This is a genomic window from Microbacterium sp. NPDC091676, from assembly GCF_044756645.1.
In the GTDB taxonomy this organism is placed as follows: Bacteria; Actinomycetota; Actinomycetes; order Actinomycetales; family Microbacteriaceae; genus Microbacterium; species Microbacterium paraoxydans_D.
The window spans coordinates 2074930-2094685 of the sequence record NZ_JBIVTI010000001.1 but is presented as its reverse complement, the minus strand read 5'-3'; the positions used below and the strand labels follow the sequence as shown (position 1 = coordinate 2094685).

Here is a 19756-nt window from a genome sequence, read left to right as displayed (position 1 = left end):
GTGGGTCACGGCCGGGCCCGACGCCGCCCGATCCCCACGACGAGCGCGGCGGCGGCGAGGATGATCGCGGCGATGAGGAGCACCCAGAGCGCCACGCCGCCGTAGCCGCCGTTCAGTGCGGGATCGAGGAAGGGGTACGGGTACCACCAGGGGTTCCCGGTCGCGGGTGCGGTCACGAGGTTCGCGCGGAGCAGGGTGTAGACCACCCACACGATCGGGAAGATCGCGGCGATCCCCACGGTGCCCCAGCCGAGCGCACGACGACGCGGCGCGAACAGCACGTCGGCGAGCAGGACGAGTGGGATGACGACGTGCAGCACCTCGTTCGACCAGGCGACCGTGGCCCCCTGCGGCAGCGCGATGCCCCGGAGCAGCGTGTTGTAGACCACGCCCGTCAAGATCATGTAGGTGCTCGCGCACACGAGCAGCGTCGCCAGCCACGTCGGCTCGACTCTCGCGTCGCGGTGCGTCAGCCCCCAGATCCCGCCGACGGCCAGCACCACCGCGGCCAGCACGTTGGAGAGGATCGTGAAGAAGCTGAAGAAGTTCGCGAACACGGTGGGCAGGTGCGCGCCCCACGCGGTGTCCGCGGCGAGGGCGATCTCCAGCGTGCGCACGAGCTGCGCCACGATCGCCGCCACCGCGAGCGCCGCCGCCGCGAGTCGGATGTAGGGCCACCACCGCGTCATCGCCACCTCCGTCGCCACTGTAGCGGGATCGAAACCGCGCCCTCCCGGCACGATGCGGGACCGAAAAGGTGCCGCCGACGCCTTGGGAAGGTGCGTATTCCGTCCCGTATCGAGCTTCCCGGGGGCTGTCCGAGGCCTGCCGATAGGATGGGATCGCCCGAAGAGGGCCAGCTCATCGGCCGGTGCAAACCCGGCGAAAGCCAAGGGGTTACCCATGCCAGGAATCGTTATCGTCGGCGTGCAGTGGGGCGACGAAGGAAAGGGCAAGGCCACCGATCTGCTCGGTGAGCGCACCGACTGGGTGGTGAAGTTCAACGGCGGCAACAACGCCGGGCACACCGTCGTCGTGGGCGACGAGAAGTACGCCCTGCACCTGCTGCCCTCCGGCATCCTGTCGCCCGGCGTGAACCCGGTCATCGGCAACGGCGTGGTCATCGACCTCGAGGTGCTCTTCTCCGAGCTGGAGGCCCTGTCCGCCCGCGGCATCGACGTCTCGCGGCTCAAGGTCAGCGCCAACGCGCACATCATCACCCAGTACCACCGCACGCTCGACAAGGTCACCGAGCGCTTCCTCGGCAAGCGCAACATCGGCACGACCGGCCGCGGCATCGGTCCGGCCTACGCCGACAAGATCAACCGCGTCGGCATCCGCGTGCAGGACCTCTTCGACGAGAACATCCTGCGCCAGAAGGTCGAGGGCGCCCTCGACCAGAAGAACCACCTCCTGGTGAAGGTCTTCAACCGCCGCGCCGTCACCTGCGACGAGATCGTCGACGACCTGCTCTCCTACGCCGAGCGTCTGCGCCCGATGGTCGCCGACACCGGCTACCTCATCGACCAGGCCCTGAGCCGCGGCGAGGTCGTCGTGTTCGAGGGTGGTCAGGCCACGATGCTCGACATCGACCACGGCACCTACCCGTTCGTCACCTCGTCCTCGGCCACGGCCGGCGGCGCCTCGACCGGCTCCGGGGTCGGCCCCGGCGCCCTCGACCGCATCGTGGGCATCGTCAAGGCCTACACGACCCGCGTCGGCTCCGGTCCGTTCCCGACCGAGCTGTTCGACGAGCAGGGCGACTGGCTGCGCAAGCAGGGCTTCGAGTTCGGCACCACGACCGGGCGTCCGCGCCGCGTGGGCTGGTACGACGCCCCCATCACCCGGTACGCCACGCGCATCAACGGCATCACCGACCTCGTGCTCACGAAGCTCGACATCCTCACGGGCCTGGAGCAGATCCCGGTGTGTGTCGCCTACGACGTGGACGGGGAGCGGTTCGACGAGGTGCCGGTGAACCAGACCGACTTCCACCACGCGAAGCCCATCCTGGAGTACTTCCCGGGCTGGAGCGAGGACATCTCGACCGCGCGTACCTTCGAGGACCTTCCGCAGACGGCGCAGGACTACGTGCTCGCGCTGGAGGAGATGAGCAACACCCGCATCTCGGTGATCGGCGTCGGTCCGGAGCGCGATCAGGTGATCGTGCGCCACGACCTGCTCGACTGACCGGCATGACGCGGTTCTGGCTCGGGGGCTACGGCCCGGCGATGGAAGGCTCCGCCGAGGGGATCGGCGTGCTGGCAGGCGACGAGGGCCGTGAGGCCGCGACGCTCGCCTACCGCGGACCCGTGACGCAGACGCCATCGCCGTCGTGGCTGGCGGCGCATCCGTCCCTCGACGTCGTGTACGCGGCGCTGGAGGGCGACGCGGCCGTGCAGGCGTTCGCGCGCACGGGGGAGCTGGCGCTGACGCCGCTGGGTGATCCGGTGGCGACGGGGGACGGCGTCTGCCATCTCGCGGTGTCGCCGAACGGCCGGACGCTCGTCGCCAGCTGTTACGGCGACGGGCGGGTCGTCCGTTTCGGACTCGCCGCTGATGGTCGTCTCGTGCCGGCGAAGGAGGACGCGGCGGCAGCCCTGCGCGCCGCCCTCTTCGGTGAGGGCGATCCGGATGCGGCCCCGGCCACGCCCGCCGGGGACGGGATCGCGGCGGTCGACCCCTACGGCGACGCGGGCCGGGCATCTCACGCGCACGCCGCCGCCTTCCTGCCGGACGGCCGCGTGGCGACGACCGACCTCGGCTTCGATCTCGTCCGGTTCTGGCGCCTGCAGGGCGCCGGGCTCATCCTGGATCAGGAGGTCGTGCTGCCGCGCGGCACCGGTCCGCGCCACATGGTCGTGCATCCGAGTGGTCACCTGCACGTCGTGACCGAGTACTCCTGCGAGGTCTTCACGCTCGCCGCCGCCGTCGACGGCACCTGGGGCGTCGTCTCCTCGGCTCCGGCGAGCCCCATCGCGCAGATCGGCGTGGACTTCCCCGCGGAGCTCGCCCGCTCGAAGGACGGCCGGTTCCTCTACACCGCACTCCGCGGCAGCAACACCATCGCGGTGCTGCGGGTACGCGGCAGCGGCGAGGCCCTGGAGCCGGTCGCGCTCGCCGACTCCGGAGTCGACTGGCCGCGACACCACCTCGTTTACCAGGGCAAGCTCCTCGTCGCGGGACAGCGCTCCGACACCGTGACGCTGCTCGACCTCGACGATCGCACCGGGGCCCCGCTCGGAATCCGGCACGAGGCGCAGGCTCCCGCGCCGACGAGCATCCTCCCGCTCCGCTGACGCCGGGCCGAGCCCGCGTCCATCCGGGACTTGACCTCAACCTTTCTTGAGGTTCTAGCGTCGTCCTCATGACGACCGAGACCGGGCGCACCGCGCCGTCCACGCCCGCCCCGCCCCGCATCCTCGGCGGCGAGTACGTCTGGATCACGATCGGCGCGTGCGCCCTCGTGTTCCTCGGCGCCTTCGAATCGCTGGCGGTCACCACCGTGATGCCGGCGGTCAGCGCCGATCTCGACGGCGAGCGGCTGTACGCGCTGGCCTTCGCGGGACCGCTCGCGACGAGCGTGATCGGCATGGTGGTCGCCGGCAACTGGTCCGATCGGCGGGGCCCCGTGCTGCCGTTGTACGCCTCCGTCGCCCTGTTCACCGTGGGTCTGCTCGTCGCGGGACTCGCGCCGACCATGGAGGTCCTCGTCGCGGGACGTTTCGCGCAGGGGCTCGGCAACGGCGGACTCATGGTGGCTCTCTACGTCGTGGTCGCCCGGGTGTACCCGACGTCCCTGCATCCCGCGATCTTCGCGGGGTTCGCCGCCGCGTGGGTCATCCCCTCCCTGATCGGTCCGACGATCGCGGGTGCGGTCACGGAGGTGTGGAGCTGGCACTGGGTGTTCCTCGGGGTCGTGGTGCTCGTCGTGCTCGCGCTGCTGATGGTCGTCCCGGCCCTCCGGGGCCTCGCGCGCAGCGGAGACGCCACCACGCCGTGGGCTCTCGGGCGGCTGGGGTGGTCGGTGCTCGCCGCCTCGGCCGTGCTCGCCCTCGACCTCGTCGGAGAGGTCCCGGTCGCCGGTCCGTTCCTGTCGGCGGCCGCGGTGGTGGTCGCGATCGCGGCGGTGCGCCCACTCGTTCCGCGGGGCGCGCTCGTCGCCCGCCGGGGCCTGCCGTCGGTGATCCTGGTGCGCGGTCTGGGGGCGGCGGCGTTCTTCGGGGCGCAGATCTACCTGCCGTACCTGCTCACCGACCGGTACCTGCTGTCGCCGACCCTCGCCGGGCTCGCGCTGACCGGGGGTGCGCTCGCCTGGTCGGCGGCGGCGACCGTCCAGGGGCGGATGGGCGAGCGCCTGTCGAGCGTGGCCGCGGTACGGGTGGGGACGGTCCTCGTGGTCATCGGGATCGCCCTGATCCTGGTGATCACGGTCACGCAGGCCGCCCCGCTGCTCGCCGCCCTCGCCTGGGTCGTCGCGGGTGCGGGCATGGGGTTGATGAGCCCGCGATCCAGTGCGCTCGTCCTCGCGATGTCCTCCCCGGCGGAACAGGGCTTCAACAGCGGGGCCATGACCGTGGCCGACTCCTTCGGGAGCGCGCTCGCCCTCGCCGTGACGGGCTCGCTCTTCGTCGCGCTCGGGGCCGTAACCGGGGTGGATGCGTTCGCGGGAGTCTTCGCGCTCGCCGCGGTGATCGGTGCGGCGGCGGCCGTCCTCGCCCCGCGGACGAGGAGCGTGGAGCCCGCTGCGGAGTGATTTGCGCGGGATGTGCGGGCGCCCCTACCCTGGTGAACGGTGTTCAGGTGAACACCGTTCAGGAAGGAACACCCGATGGCATCCACCCCCCGCGACACCTCCGCGACCCTCGGCCGCGTCGCTGTCTTCGCCGCGCTCATCATCGTGCTCGGCACGGTCGTCGTCCCGCTGCCCGGCGGGGTGCCCATCACCGGACAGACGCTCGCCGTCATGCTGGCCGGTCTCGTCCTCGGCCCCCGGGTCGCGCCGTGGTCGGTCGCCCTCGTCCTCGTGCTCGCGGCGGTCGGCCTTCCCGTCCTCGCGGGCGGACGCGGAGGTCTCGGGGTCTTCGTCGGCCCCACGGCCGGGTACATGCTCGGCTGGATCGTGGGCGTCGTCGTCATCGGCCTCCTCATGCGCACGGGCCGCCCGACCTGGTGGCGTGCCGCGCTCGCGGCCTTCGTCGGCGGCGTGCTCGTCGTCTACGCCTTCGGCATCCCCGTCCAGGCTCTCGTCACCGGCGTGCCGCTCGACCTCACGGCCCTCTCGACGCTGGCCTTCCTCCCGGGCGACCTCATCAAGGTGACCGCGGCCACCCTCATCGTCGTGGCCCTCCGTCGCGCGTACCCCCGCGCCTTCGCCGACCCCCGCCCCGTTCCCTCCGTCGTCGCCTGACCCTCGGACCGCCCCTGCCCGTCCCGTCGACTCCCCGTCGTGCACCCGGAAGGTCGGAACCGGATCCGCGAAGGACGGGCATATCGGCGGACGGGAACAACTCACCCGTGACTCGACGTTCGTCATGAGCGAGACTGGGCCACGGACCGTCGTGGCCACGAGAGGGGCGAGCATGACTGCTGCCGACAAGACCGACGAATACGACCTCATCGTGCTGGGCGGTGGCCCGGTCGGGGAGAACGTGGCGGACCGTGCCGTGCAGGGCGGTCTCACCGCGATCATCGTGGAGAGCGAGCTCGTCGGCGGGGAGTGCTCGTACTGGGCGTGCATGCCGTCGAAGGCGCTGCTCCGCTCGGCCCAGGCGCTCCGCGCCGCGCAGCACGTCGCCGGCGCCGCGCAGGCCGTGACCGGGACGCTCGACGTGCGCGCGGTGTTCGAGCGTCGCGATTCCTTCACGAGCAACTGGTCCGACGACGGGCAGGTGAAGTGGCTGGAGTCCGCTCACATCGACCTCGCCCGGGGTCACGGCCGGCTGACCGGGGAGCGCGAGGTCACGGTGACCGATCAGGACGGCGGGACGCGGGTGCTGCGCGCGCGCCACGCGGTCGCCATCAGCACCGGTTCGGATGCGGTCATCCCGCCGATCGAGGGCCTGCGGGAGGCATCGCCCTGGACGAGCCGCGAGGCGACCAGCGCCGAGGAGCTGCCCGACAGCCTCGCGGTCATCGGCGGCGGCGTGGTCGCGGTCGAGATGGCCACCGCGTACGCCGCGCTCGGCTCGTCGGTGACGCTGCTCGCGCGCAGCGGGCTGCTGGGCGGGATGGAGCCCTTCGCCGGAGAGCGCGTGGCCGACGGCCTGCGTGAGCTCGGCGTCGACGTCCGCACCGACACCGGCACGACGGCGGTCCACCGCGACGGGGACCGGGTGACCATCACCCTCGACGACGGGGAGTCGGTGACCGCGGCGGAGGTGCTCGTCGCGACCGGACGCTCTCCTCGCAGCGCCGACATCGGGCTCGACGCGGTCGGGCTCGAGCCGGGCCGCTGGATCGAGACGGACGACACCCTCCGCGTCCCCGGGCGCGACTGGCTCTACGCGGTGGGCGACGTCAACGGCCGCGCGCTGCTGACCCATCAGGGCAAGTACCAGGCGCGCGCCGCGGGCGACGTCATCGTCGCGCGGGCGAAGGGCGACGCCGTGGACGACGCGCCCTGGGGCCGTCACGTCGCCACGGCGGACCACGCCGCGGTGCCCCAGGTCACCTTCTCGATCCCGGAGGTCGGGTCCGTCGGGCTCACCGCGGCAGCGGCGAAGGATGCCGGGACCGCCGTCCGCGTCGTCGACTACGACCTCGGGTGGGTGGCGGGCGCGAGCCTGTACGAGGACGGCTTCGCCGGGCAGGCGCGCCTGGTCGTCGACACCGACCGCGACGTCGTGATCGGCGCGACCTTCGTCGGCCCCGAGGTCGCCGAGCTGGTGCAGGCCGCGACCATCGCGATCGTCGGCGAGGTCCCGATCGCCCGACTCTGGCATGCCGTGCCCTCGTACCCCACGATCAGCGAGATCTGGCTGCGGCTCCTGGAGGGCTACGGCCGCGAATCGGCCTGATCCGGGCAATCCGATTCCGGTCGCGTGACGAACAGAACGCGCATTGTGTCCCAGATTGACGACCCCGCGCGCAACCCGGTGCCGGATGTCGCACCCGTCTTATACGCTCGAACCCACATCCGAGGAGGCAGGACCATGAAGGCTGTACTCGCAGGAAACGTCATCGCCGAGGCCGACCAGGACGACCTCATCCGCATCGAGGGGAACTGGTACTTCCCGCCGGCAGCCGTCGCGCCCGACGTCCTCGTCGAGAGCCCCACGCCGTACACCTGTCCGTGGAAGGGCGAGTGCCAGTACTACTCCGTCCAGGTCGACGGAGAGCTGCACAAGGATCTCGTGTGGTCGTACCCGCACCCGTACCCGTCGGCGTTCGACCGGGTCGGCAAGGACTTCTCCGGCTACGTCGCCTTCGCCCCGGGCGTCGAGGTCTCGGCCTAGCCCCGTACGAACGCACGTCCGCACGACCGTCGGAGAGACACCCTCATGATCGAGTTCCGCAACGTCACGAAGCGCTTCCCCGACGGGACGCTCGCCGTCGACGACTTCAGCCTCGTGCTGCCCTCCCGCAAGACCACCGTGTTCGTCGGCTCGTCCGGCTGCGGCAAGACCACCCTGCTGCGGATGATCAACCGCATGGTGGAGCCGACGTCGGGAGAGGTCGAGATCGACGGGGAGAGCGTGCTGTCGGGCGACCCGGTCGCGCTGCGCCGACGCATCGGCTACGTGATGCAGAACTCCGGGCTCATGCCGCACTTCACCGTCATCGACAACGTGGCCACCGTGCTGCGGCTGAACGGGGTGAAGCGCAAGGAGGCGCATGAGCGGGCCCGCGAGCTGCTGACGACGGTCGGCCTCGACCAGGCGCTCGCCGACCGGTACCCGAGCCAGTTGTCGGGTGGTCAGCAGCAGCGCGTCGGGGTGGCCCGCGGACTCGCCGCCGACCCGAACATCCTCCTCATGGACGAGCCGTTCGGTGCGGTCGACCCCATCGTCCGCGCCGACCTCCAGCAGGAGACCCTGCGGCTGCAGCACGAGCTCGACAAGACGGTCGTGTTCGTCACGCACGACATCGACGAGGCCTTCCTCCTCGGCGACCAGGTCGTCATCCTCGACAAGGGCGCCCGGATCGTGCAGGTGGGAAGCCCGAGCGAGATCATCGAGAACCCGGCCGACGACTTCGTCTCCTCGTTCATCGGAGCCGACCGAGGCCGCCGGGCCCTGCACCTCAAGCAGACTCCGCGGGGGACCGTGGTCGTCGACTCCGAGGGCCGCACGCAGGGAGCGATCGTCGATGCCCCGGAGGGCGTGGTCGACGGAGCCGACGCGCTGAAGGCGGCTCCGTGAACTGGGTCGGGGACAACCTCGGGCTGATCCTCGAGCTGACCGCCGTGCATCTCCAGCAGAGCACGATCTCGATCGTGCTCGGGTTCGTCCTCGCGCTGCCGCTGGGATGGGTGGCCTGGCGCTATCAGCTCGTGAAGGGGCCGGTCATCGTCCTCACCGGGCTTCTCTACACGATCCCGTCCCTCGCCCTCCTCATCCTCCTGCCCTCGGTGGCCGGGTATCCCGCGCGCAGCCCCGCCAACCTCGTCATCGGCCTGACCATCTACGCGGTCGCGATCCTCGTCCGCGCGGTGTCCGACGGGCTGGACTCGGTCGACCCCGCCATCCGGCAGTCGGCGGTCGCGATGGGATACGGCGGGTTCCGTCGGTTCTGGACGGTGGACTTCCCCCTCGCCGGACCGGTCATCCTCGCGGGTCTCCGGGTGGCGGCCGTGAGCACCATCTCGCTCGCGACGGTCGGCATCCTCGTCGGCGTCACGAACCTCGGCTACCTGTTCACGAACGGCCTCCAGCGCCGCATCCTCGCCGAGGTCTTCACCGGCATCGTCGCCGTCGTCGTCATCGCCCTGGTCATCGACCTCCTGCTGGTCCTCCTCGGGCGGGCCCTCATGCCGTGGACCAGGGTGGCGGCCAGTTCCGCCGCCGCGCGTCGGACCATCACGTTGAGGACGGCCGCATGAACGTCTTCACCGAAGCCCTCGCCTGGCTGTTCTCCCCCGACCGCTGGGTGGGGACCTATTCGCTCCCCGTCCTGTTCGGCCAGCACGTCTTCTACACGGTGGTCTCGGTCCTGATCGCCGCGGTGATCGCCGTGCCGCTGGGCTGGCTCATCGGGCACACCGGGAAGGGGCGGGAGATCGCGGTCGCCGTCTCCGGAGCCGCCCGCGCCATCCCGTCCTTCGGACTCATGGTCCTCCTGGTGCTCCTGCTGGGCGTGCTGCGCACGCCGCTGGCGGCGATCATCACGTTCGTGATCCTGGCCATCCCCTCCCTGCTCGCCGGTGCCTACACGGGCCTGGAGGCGGTCGATCGCCGAACCATCGACGCGGCGCGGGCGATGGGGATGACCGGCTGGCAGGTGTTCTGGAAGGTCGAGGTTCCGCTCGGCATGCCTCTCCTCGTCGGAGGCCTCCGTTCGGCGCTGCTGCAGGTCATCGCCACGGTGACGATCGCGGCCTACGTGAACCTCGGCGGCCTCGGCTGGCCGATCATCCAGGGCATCCCGCTCCGCCGTTTCGACCAGGTGCTCGGCGGCGCGATCCTCGTCGCGGTGCTCGCGCTCCTCGTCGACCTCCTGCTCGCGCTCGCCCAGCACGCCGCGGTCCCCCGCGGTGTGCGCACGCGTCCGCAACGACGCCGCGCGCGGGCGACCGCGCCCGCGGCCGCACCCGCCTGACCCACAGCATCGTCCCCCAGAGAAGAGGAAGTCCATGTTCACCGCACGAAAGTCCCGCCTCGCCCTTGCCGGCGGCGTCGCGCTCGCCGCCGCCCTCGCGCTCTCCGGCTGCGCCAACAGCAATCCGCTGGACGCGCCCACCGACGACTCCGGCGACGGTGGGGGCAGCGACACCATCGTCATCGGCTCGCAGGCCTACTACTCGAACGAGATCATCGCCGAGATCTACGCGCAGGCGCTCGAGGCCGCCGATTTCGACGTCGACCGCCAGTTCAGCATCGGCCAGCGCGACGCCTACATGCCGGACGTCGAGTCCGGGGCGATCGACCTGTTCCCGGAGTACACGGGCAACCTGCTCGAGTACCTGGACAAGGATGCGACCGCCACCAGCCCGGACGACGTCTACGCCGCTCTGAAGGACGCGCTCCCGGACGGCCTCACCGCGCTCGACTACGCGGAGGCGTCCGACCAGGACACCTACACGGTGCTCAAGAGCTTCGCCGAGGAGAACGACCTCACCTCGATCGCCGACCTCGCAGACGTCACCACCCCGGTCACGATCGGCGCGGCGCCCGAGTTCGAGCAGCGTCCGTACGGCCCGGCTGCCGCCAAGGAGGTCTACGGCGTCGACCTGGCGTTCTCGGCCACCGGTCCCACGACGCTGGAGTCGCTGCTCGCCGGCGAGATCCAGGTGGCGGACATCTACTCGGCCGACCCGGCATTCCAGACCGAGGACATCGTGGCGCTGGAAGACCCGGAGAACATCATCCTGGCCTCGAACGTCGTCCCCATCGCGTCCAGCGACGTGGCCGACGAGATCGCCGACGTGATCAACGGCATCAGCGCCAAGCTGACCGCCGAGGAGCTCGTCGCCCTCAACGTGCAGAGCACGGTCGACCAGAAGTCGGCGGAGGACATCGCGAAGCAGTGGCTCACGGACAACGACCTCATCTGAGTCGTCTCCCCGCGAAGCGCCCGGCCCTCAGGGGCCGGGCGCTTCGTCGTCCGCGCCCGCCGGTGTCAGGTGCGGGAGTCCTGCTTCGGCACGACCACCTGCTTGACGATGATGAGGATCGAGGCGGTGACGGGCACGGCCACGAGAGCGCCGAGCAGGCCGAGGAGCGTGCCGCCGGCGAGGGCGCCGATGACCACGAGCGAGCCCGGCACCGCGACGGCCTTGTTCATGACCCGCGGCGTGAGCACGTAGGCCTCGATCTGCATGTAGACGAGGTAGATCGCGGCGAAGACCAGCGCGGCGATCGGGTTGGTGAACAGCGCGAGGACGGTGCCGATGATCCAGAACAGCACGGAGCCGACGAGCGGGATGAGCGTGACGCAGAAGGCGATCGCCGCCATGAGCGGCGGGAACGGCAGGCCGAGCACGGTGTAGAGGATGAGGGCGAGGGTCGCGTTGCAGAACGCCAGGACCACCATCCCCATCACGTAGCCGCCCACCGAGTCGGTGATCTGCTGGGAGATGTCGCCGGCGCGGTCGCGGTCGCGGGCGGGGACCAGACGCAGCAGCCCCTGGCGCATGGCCGGGAGGGTCGCGAGGAAGTACAGCGTCAGCACGAGCACCACGATCGCGCCCGAGATCCCGCTGGCGATGGATGCGCCCACCTGGAGCGCCCCGCCGCCGATCGTCGCGAGGTTCCCGAAGTCGGAGAGGAACTTCTGCACCTCCGACACGAGGTCCTGGAACTGGTCCCCGAACTGGTTGTTGAGGGTGGCGTAGAGGTCGGACTTCGTGAAGTCCTGGATCATGCCGGGGACCGACTTCACGAACCCCGCGATCTGATCGACGACGATGGGCACGATCATCCACAGGACGAGGGCGACCACGACGATGAGAGCGAGGATCGTCACCACCACGGAGAGCGCGCGGGAGATGCCGCGGCGCTCGAGGAAGCGGACGGCCGGGTCGAGGCCGAGCGCGGCGAACAGGGCCAGCGCGATGTAGATGAGGACGGTGGAGAGGTTGTAGAGCGCGCTGCCGATCACGATCGCCCCGAGGCCGCCGAGGGTCACGAGGAACCCGAAGACGAACGGCCGATCGATCCGCGTCCAGAACGAGCGACTGGGCGTGGTCGGCTCGATCACCACGGGGGCGGACGGCTTCGCGACGGCATCGGGCGTCTCCACCGCGGCTCCGACCAGCGCGGCGTCGACGGGTGTGGGGACGGAGTCCGGGGCGGGACCGCCCTGCCCGTCGTGCGGAGCGGAGGCCGGCGACTGGTCGTTGCTCATGAGCACACGATAGCGGTGCCCCTCGTCGGAGGCCGGGTGATCCGCGGCTCTAGAGTAGGGGCATGACTGCCGCTGAGGACCCGAAGGCCGAACTGCTCCGGCTGCGTGCGAGCATCGACAACATCGACGCGGCGCTGATCTTCCTGCTCGCGGAGCGGTTCCGCGCCACGCAGCAGGTGGGCCACCTCAAGGCCGAGCACGAGATGCCGGCGTCCGACCCGAACCGCGAGGAGCAGCAGGTCGCTCGGCTCCGCGCGCTCGCGGAGGACGCCCATCTCGATCCGGAGTTCGCGGAGAAGTGGTTCAACTTCGTCGTCGCCGAGGTCATCCGCCACCACACCGAGGCCGCGGAGGGGCGCTGAGCCCGCGCGTCAGGCCCCGCGCTCGGCGAGCAGCCGGTCGCGCACCTCGCGCCGCAGCACCTTGCCGATGAGCGACCGGGGGAGGTCGTCGACGGCGGTGATCCGGCGCGGCACCTTGTAGGCGGTCAGGTGGGTGCGGCAGAAGTCGCGGAGGCCGTCCATGTCCGCCGCCGCGCCGTCGCGGAGGATGACCGCCGCCGCGACCTCCTCGCCGCCGCTCGCCCGGGGGAGGCCGACGACGGCTGCCGCGACGACGTCCGGGTGGGCTTCCAGCGCGCTCTCCACCTCGCTGGGCGCGACGTTGAAGCCGCCGGTGATGATGAGCTCCTTGCGGCGGTCGACGATGGTGACGAACCCGTCGGGCGAGACCTCGGCGATGTCACCGGTGCGCAGCCAGCCTCCCGGCAGGAGAGCTTCGGCGGTCTCTCCGGGGCGGCCCCAGTACCCCTGGAAGACCTGCGGCCCGCGGAGGAGCAGTTCGCCGGGCTCACCCGTGGGCACGTCGACGTCGGGGTCGTCGGGGTCGACGACGCGGATCTCGGTGCTCGGGAACGGGACGCCGACCGTGCCGGGGCGCCGCGTCGGACCCATCGGGTTGCCGAGCGCGACGGGGGAGGCCTCGGTCATCCCGTACCCCTCGACGAGCAGCCCTCCGGTCGCCTCCTCCCACCGCCGCACGGTCGCCACGGGAAGGCTCATGGCCCCGGAGATCGCGAACCGCACCGCGGAGAGGTCCACCGTGCCGCGTCCGGCAGCGCGGGCCAGCTGATCGTAGATGGGCGGCACCGCGGGGAGGAAGGTCGGCGGGCTCGTGCGGGCGGCGTCGGTGACGAGACCCAGGTCGAACGTCGGGAACAGCACCACCTTCGCCCCGATGCTCAACGCGAACGTGAGGCACAGGGTGAGTCCGTAGGCGTGGAAGAGCGGGAGCACGGCGTAGAAGGTCTCCTCGCCGTCGCGGAGCCCGGGCACCCAGGCCCGCCCCTGCATCGCGTTGGCCCGCAGGTTCGCATGGGTGAGGATGGCCCCCTTGGGAATCCCGGTCGTGCCGCTCGTGTACTGCAGGACGGCGGTGTCGCCGAGCGACGGCGCGGGCGTGCGGCGGGGCAGCCTCCGGTGCGACACGAGCTTCTTCCACGGCATCAGGTGCCGCGCGCGTGGCGTGCCGGTCAGCTTCGCCCGCGACTCCCTGGCCTTCGGGACCGGGAGTCGCAGCAGGAGGCGCTTCGTCAGGGGCATCGCCGCCGTGAGGTCGACGCTCACGATGTGGCCGACCCGGAGGTCGTCGGGGAATCCCGCGACGGTGTCGGCGACCTTGTCCCACACGATCGCGACCCGGGCCCCGTGATCCTCGAACTGATGCCGCAGCTCCCGCGCGGTGTAGAGCGGGTTGTGCTCGACGACGATCGCCCCGAGACGGAGGACCGCGTAGAACGCCACGACATGCTGCGGGCAGTTCGGCAGGACGAGCGCCACCCGGTCGCCCTTCGTGACCCCGAGGTGGCGGAGTCCCTCCGCGGCGCGGTCGATCTGCTCGCCGAGCTCCCGGTAGCTCGTGACGGCGCCGAAGAACTCGAGGGCGGGGCGACGCGCGTACCGCCGGACGCTGGCGGCCAGCATCTGCGGCAGGGTCTGCGTCGGCTCGTCGATGTCGGCCGGCACGCCCTCGGCATAGGAGCGGAGCCAGGGACGGGAAGACAGCGGCGCGTCGGTCATGCTCCCATCCTCCGACACGGACCTGTGCTCCGCCTCCCCCCTTGCGCCGACCGCCGTTCGGCGTGCAGTCACCCGTCCGCGAGGATGCCCATGACGATGGCGTCGACCCATTCGCCGTCCCAGCGCAGCGCCTCCCGACGCCGGCCCTCGACCACGAACCCGGCCTTCTCGTAGGCGCGCTGCGCCCGCGGATTGAACGCATACACCTCGAGCTCCACGCGATGCAGACCCACGGCGTCGAAGGCGTGACGGAGCACCGCGCGCGTCGCCTCCGTCCCGTATCCGGCGCCGAACCATTGCGGGCCCGCGAGCGCGATGCGGAACCCCGCGGAGCGGTTCTCCTCGTCCAGATCGCTGAGGACCACCTCGCCGATGTGCGCGCCGTCTTCGCAACAGAGGATCGCCCAATCCGCCCGGTCGTCGCGGTCGGCGAGCGACCGGAGCCAGGTCTCGACGCCCTCGCGGGTGAAGCGCGCGTGGGTTCCGGTCAACCGCAGCACCTCGGGCTCCTGCAGGGCCTCCCAGGTGCCGTCGAGGTGCGCAGGTCCCAGCGGGACGAGCTCCAGCCGTTCGGTGGTCAGCGTGGGTACCGGGGTGAGGGAGAGCGCCATCAGACGGGGAGCACCCGCCCGGTGACGATGCCCTCGACCGCGCGCACGTAGGCCTGGCCGACCTCGTCGTCCGTGACCGGGCGGTGGCCGGGGAAGGTCGAGAAGTACCCGGGGGAGTTCGCCAGGACGTCGGGGGAGACCGCGTTGATGCGGATCCCGCGCGGGGCCTCGGCCGCCGCCGTGATCACGAACGACTCCAGGGCGCCGTTGGCCATCGCCGCCGCCGCTCCCGTCGCGATCGGCTCCCGCGCGAGCACGCCGCTGGTGAGGGTGATGGAGCCGCCGTCGGTCACGTGGGAGAGGGCTTCCCGCACGACGTCGAGCTGCGCGAGGGTCTTCCCGGTGAAGGCGGCCAGGTAGTCGTCGCGGTCGAGGTCGACGAGCGGCTTGAAGGGCACGGAGCCCACCGCCACCACGACGGCGTCGACGGGGCCGACCCGCTCGAACAGACTGCGGAGGGAGGCCGGATCGGTCACGTCCACGCTCTGCTCGCCGGAGCGGGAGGCGCGCACGACCTCGTGTCCGCGGACGTCGAGGGTGGCGGCGACGACCCCTCCGATGCTGCCGGTTGCGCCGATCACGAGTGCTTTCATGCGGATTCCTCCCAGGACGGATCGAGGCGACGGATCGCCGCCTCGCGGGATCGAGTCTCCCATCCCTCCCCGGCCGGGTGTCGACGGATGACGGAGCCGTCGTCAGCGCGGGCTGAACTCGGCGGCCACCACGCGGGTCGCAGCACCCAGCAGGACGGCGTCGGTGAGCGCGCTCGGCACCACGCTCGGTCCGAGGGAGGGGTGGGAGGCGGCACGGACCGCGGCGGCCGTCGCGTCCACGAACTCGGGGGAGACGATCTCGTCCGGACCGCTCACGACGATCGTGGGAAGGTCGACGGCGGCGGCGATGACCGAGAGCGACGTGCCGAGCCGGGCGCCGGCGGCGGCGAACTCCGTCGCGTGGTCCGCGCCCGGGGTCTCCAGGCGCCGGGCGATCGCGGGAGCCGCGGCCCACGCGTGGACGCAGCCGTCGCGGCCGCACAGGCAGACCTCGCCGGGGTCGCCACCCGCACCGACGTGCGCGAGCTCGCGGGCCCCGATGGATCGTTCGACCGGGGCGCCGTCGTCGCCGACGACGCGGATCGCGGTGCCGATGCGGGTGCCGATGCGGACGAGGAGGAAGTCGGTGCCGACGGAGCCGAACCGCTGCTCGGCGTCGGCCACGAGATCGGCGTCGTCGAAGAGGTGCACGGGAGCGTCGAGGATCTCCGCGAGTCGTGGGCCGAGTCCGAGCAGCGCGGAGGAGCCGGTGGGCACGCCGATGCCGATGCCGAGCGCGGGACCGTCGGCGAGGGCCCGCAGCTCGGCGACGAGACCGGCGACGGCCGCGGCGGCGTCCGGGGTGCGCGGCCGGCGGAGACGGTGCGCGATGCGGCCGTCGGGCGAGGCCAGCGCGCCGACGATGTCGTCGGGCGCGGAGAGGTCGAGCGCGATGACCTGGACGGCGCGCTGGTCGAACTCGAGCATCACGGCGGGCTTTCCCGGCCGGGACTCCTGACTGGGTCCGCTCTCCCGGATCACGCCGTCGGCGAGCAGGTCGCGCACGACCTCGGAGACGGTGGGGCGGGCGAGGCCGGTGAGGCGGGACAGATCCGCGCGGCTCAGGGCCGCCTGCTCCATGAGCGTGCGGAGGACGAGGGCGCGGTTGCGCTCCCGGATGCCGCGGGCATGGCCGTTGGTCGGCGGCTGCGCGGCTCGTGCCCGATCGCCGGGGCGCTCTAGGATCTGGGGGTAGCGCACGATGCTCCTCCCGATCGACGCTCGGGCTGACTAAGTTCAATGAATAAACTAACGGACCGAGCGTACGGAGCGGTACGCGCGCTGTCAATCGACGCCACCTCGGCCCCGAGAAGGAACTCGCAGATGTTCACCCACGACGACGCGCTGGACACCCAGGCGGCGGTTCGGCGAGCGAACCTGCGACGGGCGCTGCAGCTGGTCTTCCAGGCTTCCGGCTCCCAGACCCGCGCCGGCATCGCGCGGACGACCGGCCTCACAGCGGCGACCGCGTCGTCCCTCGTCGCGGAACTCATCGAGCACCGGCTCATCGCCGAAGGCGAGCAGGCGGTGAGCACGGGGGGCAAGCGCGCGACCACGCTCAGCATCGACGCGGAGCATCACCTGATCCTCGTGCTCGTCGTCCAGCCGACCAGTGCGTACCTGGCGCTCGTCGCCCTCGACGGCTCCGAAGTCGCCCGACGCAGCGTCTCCTACACGATGCCGACCCGCGACCGGGTCCTCGACGAGACCGTCGCGGAGGTGGTCGCGGCATACGGGTCGCGGCTGCTCGCGGTCGGCGTCCAGGTCCCGGGGACGACCGACGGGCGCACGGTGCTGGAGAGCGTGCAACTGGAGTGGCACGAGGTTCCGCTGGCGGAGCGCTTCGAGAGCATCGCGGGCGTCCCGGTCCTCCTCGTCAACGACGTCGATGCCGAGGCCATCGCGGAGGCCGGTCTGGACGCCGCCCCCTCGGGCTACCGGCTGTTCATCCACAGCGGCGGCGGCATCGGCGCCGCGGTCACCCTCGACGGGGAGCTCGCGCCGGGCCCCCGTGATCGCGCCGGGGAGATCGGCCATGTGCAGGTGGTGTTCGGCGACGCCGCCCGCCCGTGCCGCTGCGGGCGTCGCGGCTGCCTGGAGTCGGCCGCCGCGATGGGACCGATGCTCGGCGAGGAGTTCTCGGACGCCCTGGACGCGTCGGCGGTCCGTGCCCTCGTCGCCCGGGCGGATCAGACCCTGATCGACGACGGCGCGCGGGCGCTGGCCCGCGCCATCAAGCTCATCGGGGCGCTGCTCGATCCGATCGAGGTCGTCATCGGCGGCCCCGCGACGGAGCTCGGCCCCCGGTTCCTGGAGCGGGTGCGTGCCGAGAGCGGCTACCCGGCGCGCGGCACCGCCGACGTGCCGATCCGGTATGCCGACCCGCGCGTGGCCCCCTCCGCCGGTCCCGCGCAGGCCGCCCTCACCGCGGTCCTCGGCGTGCGATGGAGCCCGGAGCAGCTCCGCGCCGGCGGCCCCCGCCCCTGACCTCTGCCGTCGGGTGTTCCGGCTGCACGATCCGGGTGCGGGTGCGCGACCGGACGCTACTTCACGCTGCCGGCGGTGAGGCCGCCGACGAGACGCTTCTCGATGAGCATGAAGAGGATGATGACGGGCAGGATCGCGACGATCGAGACGCCGAACACGTACTGCCAGCTCGTCTCGTACTGACCGACGAACTTCGTGAGCGCGACCGACAGCGGCTGGTTCTTGTCCGTCGACAGGATCACCAGCGAGGCGGCGAACTCGTTCCAGCAGGCCACGAACGTGAACACGATCGCGGTGACGATGCCCGGCCAGACGAGCGGGAGGTTGATCCGGAACAGGACCGTCAGGCGTCCGGCGCCGTCGATCTGCGCCGCCTCGTCGACCTCCTTGGGGATGCCGGCGAAGAACGAGTGCATGATCCACACGGCGAACGAGAGGTTGAAGGCCGCGTTGATGAAGATCATGGCGGTCCAGGTGTCGCCGAGGCCGAGGACGGTGAACTGCCGGAACAGGCCCGACGTGAGCACCGCCGGCTGCAGCATCTGCGTCACGATCACGAGGAACAGGAACACCATGCGGCCGGGGAAGCGGAACCGGGCCGTGTAGTACGCCGCCGGGAGCGACACGAGCAGCACCAGGAGCGTCGCGAACACGGAGATGACGATGGTCGAGACGAGGTTGTACGGCAGCGGCGTCTCGGGCGTCGACCACATCGTGAGGTAGTTCTCCCAGTGCCACTCCACCGGGAGGTAGGTCGGGTCGACCGAGCGGATCTGCGCCTTCGTCTTCACCGATCCGAAGAACATGATGAGGTACGGCAGCACGAAGATCGCGAGCACGAGGAACCCGGCGGCGGTGCGCAGGATCACCCGGGGCAGCGACACCTGATCCGCGGTGTAGCGGCGCCGGCGGCCCGGGATCGGCGGGGTGCGGCGTCCGCGGGAGTCGGCGGTGGTCACGAGGGCGGTCTCGGTCACGGTCATGATCAGACCTCCTTCATGGGCTTGACGATCTTGACGTAGGCCGCGACGATCGCGATCACGATGAGGAAGGCCACGACCGACAGGGCGCTCGCGACGTCGACCTTCTTCTGCAGCTCGATGTACTTGAAGATGAGCGTCATGATCGTGTCGGCGCCGTAGCCCGGGATGGACCCGGTCATCACCTTGAGAATCGGCAGCGAGTTGAAGACGTTGATGATGTTGATGAGGATCGCCACGGCGAGGGCGCTGCGCAGCTGCGGCAGGATGATCGACCAGTAGGTGCGGGCGGCGCCGGCGCCGTCCATCTTCGCGGCCTCGATCGCGTCGGCGGGGACCGCCTGGAGCCCCGCGAGGATCGTGTAGGTCGTGAAGGGCAGCGACACGAACACCGCGATGACGATCGACCAGGCGAACGCCGTCGTCGGGTTCTTCGTCCAGCCGTAGCCCACCGCGTCGTCGGAGAGCCCGATGTCGTAGAGGAACTTGTTGAAGACCCCGAAGTACGGCTCGAGGCTGTAGTAGAAGACCATCGTGGTCATCACCACGGACGCGGCCCACGGCACGATGACCGCCATCCGCACGAGCTGGCGCCCCGGGAACGCCTTGTTGAGGATCTGCGCGAGGCCGAGCGAGATCACGACCGTGAACAGCACCACCGACACGACCCAGACGATCGTGCGGACGAAGATCGGCCAGAACTCCGGGAACGTGAAGACGGTCGCGAAGTTGTCGAAGCCGACCGAGCCCTTGTCCAGACCCGAGAGCGAGATGTCACGGGTGGAGTTGAAGAACATGACGCCGGCGGGGAACAGCACCACGCCGATGATGAGCACCAGCGCGGGGGCGATCCACGGCAGCGCCTGGAGGAGGTCCCGTCCGCCGGGGCGACCGCGCACGGCCGCCCCGGCGTCCGGGGTGCGGGGGCGGCCGGTGGCCGCCCCCGCGAGGTTCGAGGATTCTGTCGTCTGGCTCATGGGGGATTCCCGAACCTCTCCGTT

20 protein-coding genes are annotated in these 19756 nt (G+C 71.1%); 12 read left to right on the top strand and 8 right to left on the bottom strand.

Translation table 11 applies throughout. The annotated features are described in order from the left end of the window. Positions 1-5: 5 nt before the first annotated feature. Positions 6-689 carry a Pr6Pr family membrane protein gene (locus tag ACIQID_RS10165; protein WP_400284489.1) on the bottom strand — a complete coding sequence of 228 codons (684 nt, stop codon included), beginning with the start codon at positions 687-689 and terminating at the stop codon, positions 6-8. A 214-nt stretch (positions 690-903) separates the two neighbouring features. On the opposite strand from ACIQID_RS10165, the gene ACIQID_RS10160 reads away from it, so the two are divergent. The 10 genes from ACIQID_RS10160 to ACIQID_RS10115 all read left to right on the top strand — a co-directional run bounded on the left by ACIQID_RS10160 (position 904) and on the right by ACIQID_RS10115 (position 10714). Then, positions 904-2190 (top strand): adenylosuccinate synthase, encoded by a 1287-nt coding sequence (locus tag ACIQID_RS10160; RefSeq protein ID WP_071327988.1) that lies wholly within the window; start codon positions 904-906, stop codon positions 2188-2190. A 5-nt stretch (positions 2191-2195) separates the two neighbouring features. Then, complete coding sequence (locus ACIQID_RS10155; protein ID WP_400284486.1) at positions 2196-3299, top strand: lactonase family protein; 1104 nt, start codon at positions 2196-2198, stop codon at positions 3297-3299. 68 nt (positions 3300-3367) lie between these two features. Beyond that, on the top strand, positions 3368-4756 hold the full coding sequence (locus ACIQID_RS10150; RefSeq protein ID WP_400284483.1) for an MFS transporter: 1389 nt from the start codon (positions 3368-3370) through the stop codon (positions 4754-4756). A 75-nt stretch (positions 4757-4831) separates the two neighbouring features. Next, positions 4832-5410: a biotin transporter BioY gene (locus tag ACIQID_RS10145; protein WP_331201583.1), complete on the top strand. Its 579-nt coding sequence runs from the start codon at positions 4832-4834 to the stop codon at positions 5408-5410. 172 nt (positions 5411-5582) lie between these two features. Further along, positions 5583-7019: a dihydrolipoyl dehydrogenase family protein gene (locus ACIQID_RS10140; protein WP_400284480.1), complete on the top strand. Its 1437-nt coding sequence runs from the start codon at positions 5583-5585 to the stop codon at positions 7017-7019. A gap of 135 nt (positions 7020-7154) precedes the next feature. Next, positions 7155-7457, top strand: a complete 303-nt coding sequence (locus tag ACIQID_RS10135; protein ID WP_400284477.1) for a DUF427 domain-containing protein — start codon at positions 7155-7157, stop codon at positions 7455-7457. 45 nt (positions 7458-7502) lie between these two features. Then, on the top strand, positions 7503-8363 hold the full coding sequence (locus ACIQID_RS10130) for an ATP-binding cassette domain-containing protein (RefSeq protein WP_312674294.1): 861 nt from the start codon (positions 7503-7505) through the stop codon (positions 8361-8363). Then, on the top strand, positions 8360-9043 hold the full coding sequence (locus tag ACIQID_RS10125) for an ABC transporter permease subunit (protein ID WP_312674293.1): 684 nt from the start codon (positions 8360-8362) through the stop codon (positions 9041-9043). Before ACIQID_RS10130 ends, ACIQID_RS10125 begins: the two co-directional genes overlap by 4 nt. Further along, positions 9040-9759, top strand: coding sequence for an ABC transporter permease (locus ACIQID_RS10120; RefSeq protein WP_312674292.1), 720 nt, complete (start codon positions 9040-9042; stop codon positions 9757-9759). The genes ACIQID_RS10125 and ACIQID_RS10120 overlap by 4 nt, the downstream gene beginning before the upstream one ends. A 34-nt stretch (positions 9760-9793) precedes the next feature. Beyond that, on the top strand, positions 9794-10714 hold the full coding sequence (locus tag ACIQID_RS10115) for an ABC transporter substrate-binding protein (RefSeq protein ID WP_268777556.1): 921 nt from the start codon (positions 9794-9796) through the stop codon (positions 10712-10714). Between the two features lie 65 nt (positions 10715-10779). Here ACIQID_RS10115 and ACIQID_RS10110 read toward each other — a convergent pair whose 3' ends face one another. Then, positions 10780-12006 carry an AI-2E family transporter gene (locus ACIQID_RS10110; RefSeq protein WP_400284472.1) on the bottom strand — a complete coding sequence of 409 codons (1227 nt, stop codon included), beginning with the start codon at positions 12004-12006 and terminating at the stop codon, positions 10780-10782. Positions 12007-12068: 62 nt separating this feature from the next. Between ACIQID_RS10110 and ACIQID_RS10105 the strand changes: the two genes are divergently transcribed. Next, positions 12069-12368, top strand: a complete 300-nt coding sequence (locus tag ACIQID_RS10105) for a chorismate mutase (protein WP_071327978.1) — start codon at positions 12069-12071, stop codon at positions 12366-12368. 9 nt (positions 12369-12377) lie between these two features. On the opposite strand, the gene ACIQID_RS10100 is transcribed toward ACIQID_RS10105, so the two are convergent. The 4 genes from ACIQID_RS10100 to ACIQID_RS10085 form a co-directional block, all read right to left on the bottom strand. Then, the gene (locus ACIQID_RS10100) at positions 12378-14084 is read right to left on the bottom strand and encodes a long-chain-fatty-acid--CoA ligase (RefSeq protein ID WP_400284468.1); all 1707 of its coding nucleotides are present in this window, start codon (positions 14082-14084) and stop codon (positions 12378-12380) included. Between the two features lie 68 nt (positions 14085-14152). Beyond that, positions 14153-14695 (bottom strand): GNAT family N-acetyltransferase, encoded by a 543-nt coding sequence (locus ACIQID_RS10095; protein WP_400284465.1) that lies wholly within the window; start codon positions 14693-14695, stop codon positions 14153-14155. Next, entirely contained in the window at positions 14695-15288 is a 594-nt protein-coding gene (locus ACIQID_RS10090) for a short chain dehydrogenase (RefSeq protein WP_312674286.1), read from the bottom strand. The genes ACIQID_RS10095 and ACIQID_RS10090 overlap by 1 nt, the downstream gene beginning before the upstream one ends. Before the next feature lie 102 nt (positions 15289-15390). Next, entirely contained in the window at positions 15391-16488 is a 1098-nt protein-coding gene (locus tag ACIQID_RS10085; RefSeq protein ID WP_400284462.1) for an ROK family protein, read from the bottom strand. A gap of 123 nt (positions 16489-16611) precedes the next feature. Here ACIQID_RS10085 and ACIQID_RS10080 point away from each other — a divergent pair, with 123 nt between their 5' ends. Then, complete coding sequence (locus tag ACIQID_RS10080) at positions 16612-17775, top strand: ROK family protein (RefSeq protein ID WP_331201589.1); 1164 nt, start codon at positions 16612-16614, stop codon at positions 17773-17775. 56 nt (positions 17776-17831) lie between these two features. Here the strand turns inward: ACIQID_RS10080 and ACIQID_RS10075 are convergent, their stop codons facing one another. Both ACIQID_RS10075 and ACIQID_RS10070 read right to left on the bottom strand, forming a co-directional pair. Beyond that, positions 17832-18758 carry a carbohydrate ABC transporter permease gene (locus ACIQID_RS10075; protein ID WP_082750161.1) on the bottom strand — a complete coding sequence of 309 codons (927 nt, stop codon included), beginning with the start codon at positions 18756-18758 and terminating at the stop codon, positions 17832-17834. A 2-nt stretch (positions 18759-18760) separates the two neighbouring features. Further along, complete coding sequence (locus ACIQID_RS10070) at positions 18761-19732, bottom strand: carbohydrate ABC transporter permease (RefSeq protein ID WP_400284457.1); 972 nt, start codon at positions 19730-19732, stop codon at positions 18761-18763. Between the last annotated feature and the right edge of the window lie 24 nt (positions 19733-19756).

Bases quoted from the DNA above. Each gene is read 5' to 3' on its own strand.
- ACIQID_RS10165 (WP_400284489.1), bottom strand. From the start codon at position 689: ATGACGCGGTGGTGGCCCTACATCCGACTCGCGGCGGCGGCGCTCGCG.
- ACIQID_RS10160 (WP_071327988.1), top strand. From the start codon at position 904: ATGCCAGGAATCGTTATCGTCGGCGTGCAGTGGGGCGACGAAGGAAAG.
- ACIQID_RS10155 (WP_400284486.1), top strand. From the start codon at position 2,196: ATGACGCGGTTCTGGCTCGGGGGCTACGGCCCGGCGATGGAAGGCTCC.
- ACIQID_RS10150 (WP_400284483.1), top strand. From the start codon at position 3,368: ATGACGACCGAGACCGGGCGCACCGCGCCGTCCACGCCCGCCCCGCCC.
- ACIQID_RS10145 (WP_331201583.1), top strand. From the start codon at position 4,832: ATGGCATCCACCCCCCGCGACACCTCCGCGACCCTCGGCCGCGTCGCT.
- ACIQID_RS10140 (WP_400284480.1), top strand. From the start codon at position 5,583: ATGACTGCTGCCGACAAGACCGACGAATACGACCTCATCGTGCTGGGC.
- ACIQID_RS10135 (WP_400284477.1), top strand. From the start codon at position 7,155: ATGAAGGCTGTACTCGCAGGAAACGTCATCGCCGAGGCCGACCAGGAC.
- ACIQID_RS10130 (WP_312674294.1), top strand. From the start codon at position 7,503: ATGATCGAGTTCCGCAACGTCACGAAGCGCTTCCCCGACGGGACGCTC.
- ACIQID_RS10120 (WP_312674292.1), top strand. From the start codon at position 9,040: ATGAACGTCTTCACCGAAGCCCTCGCCTGGCTGTTCTCCCCCGACCGC.
- ACIQID_RS10115 (WP_268777556.1), top strand. From the start codon at position 9,794: ATGTTCACCGCACGAAAGTCCCGCCTCGCCCTTGCCGGCGGCGTCGCG.
- ACIQID_RS10110 (WP_400284472.1), bottom strand. From the start codon at position 12,006: ATGAGCAACGACCAGTCGCCGGCCTCCGCTCCGCACGACGGGCAGGGC.
- ACIQID_RS10105 (WP_071327978.1), top strand. From the start codon at position 12,069: ATGACTGCCGCTGAGGACCCGAAGGCCGAACTGCTCCGGCTGCGTGCG.
- ACIQID_RS10100 (WP_400284468.1), bottom strand. From the start codon at position 14,084: ATGACCGACGCGCCGCTGTCTTCCCGTCCCTGGCTCCGCTCCTATGCC.
- ACIQID_RS10095 (WP_400284465.1), bottom strand. From the start codon at position 14,695: ATGGCGCTCTCCCTCACCCCGGTACCCACGCTGACCACCGAACGGCTG.
- ACIQID_RS10090 (WP_312674286.1), bottom strand. From the start codon at position 15,288: ATGAAAGCACTCGTGATCGGCGCAACCGGCAGCATCGGAGGGGTCGTC.
- ACIQID_RS10080 (WP_331201589.1), top strand. From the start codon at position 16,612: ATGTTCACCCACGACGACGCGCTGGACACCCAGGCGGCGGTTCGGCGA.
- ACIQID_RS10075 (WP_082750161.1), bottom strand. From the start codon at position 18,758: ATGACCGTGACCGAGACCGCCCTCGTGACCACCGCCGACTCCCGCGGA.
- ACIQID_RS10070 (WP_400284457.1), bottom strand. From the start codon at position 19,732: ATGAGCCAGACGACAGAATCCTCGAACCTCGCGGGGGCGGCCACCGGC.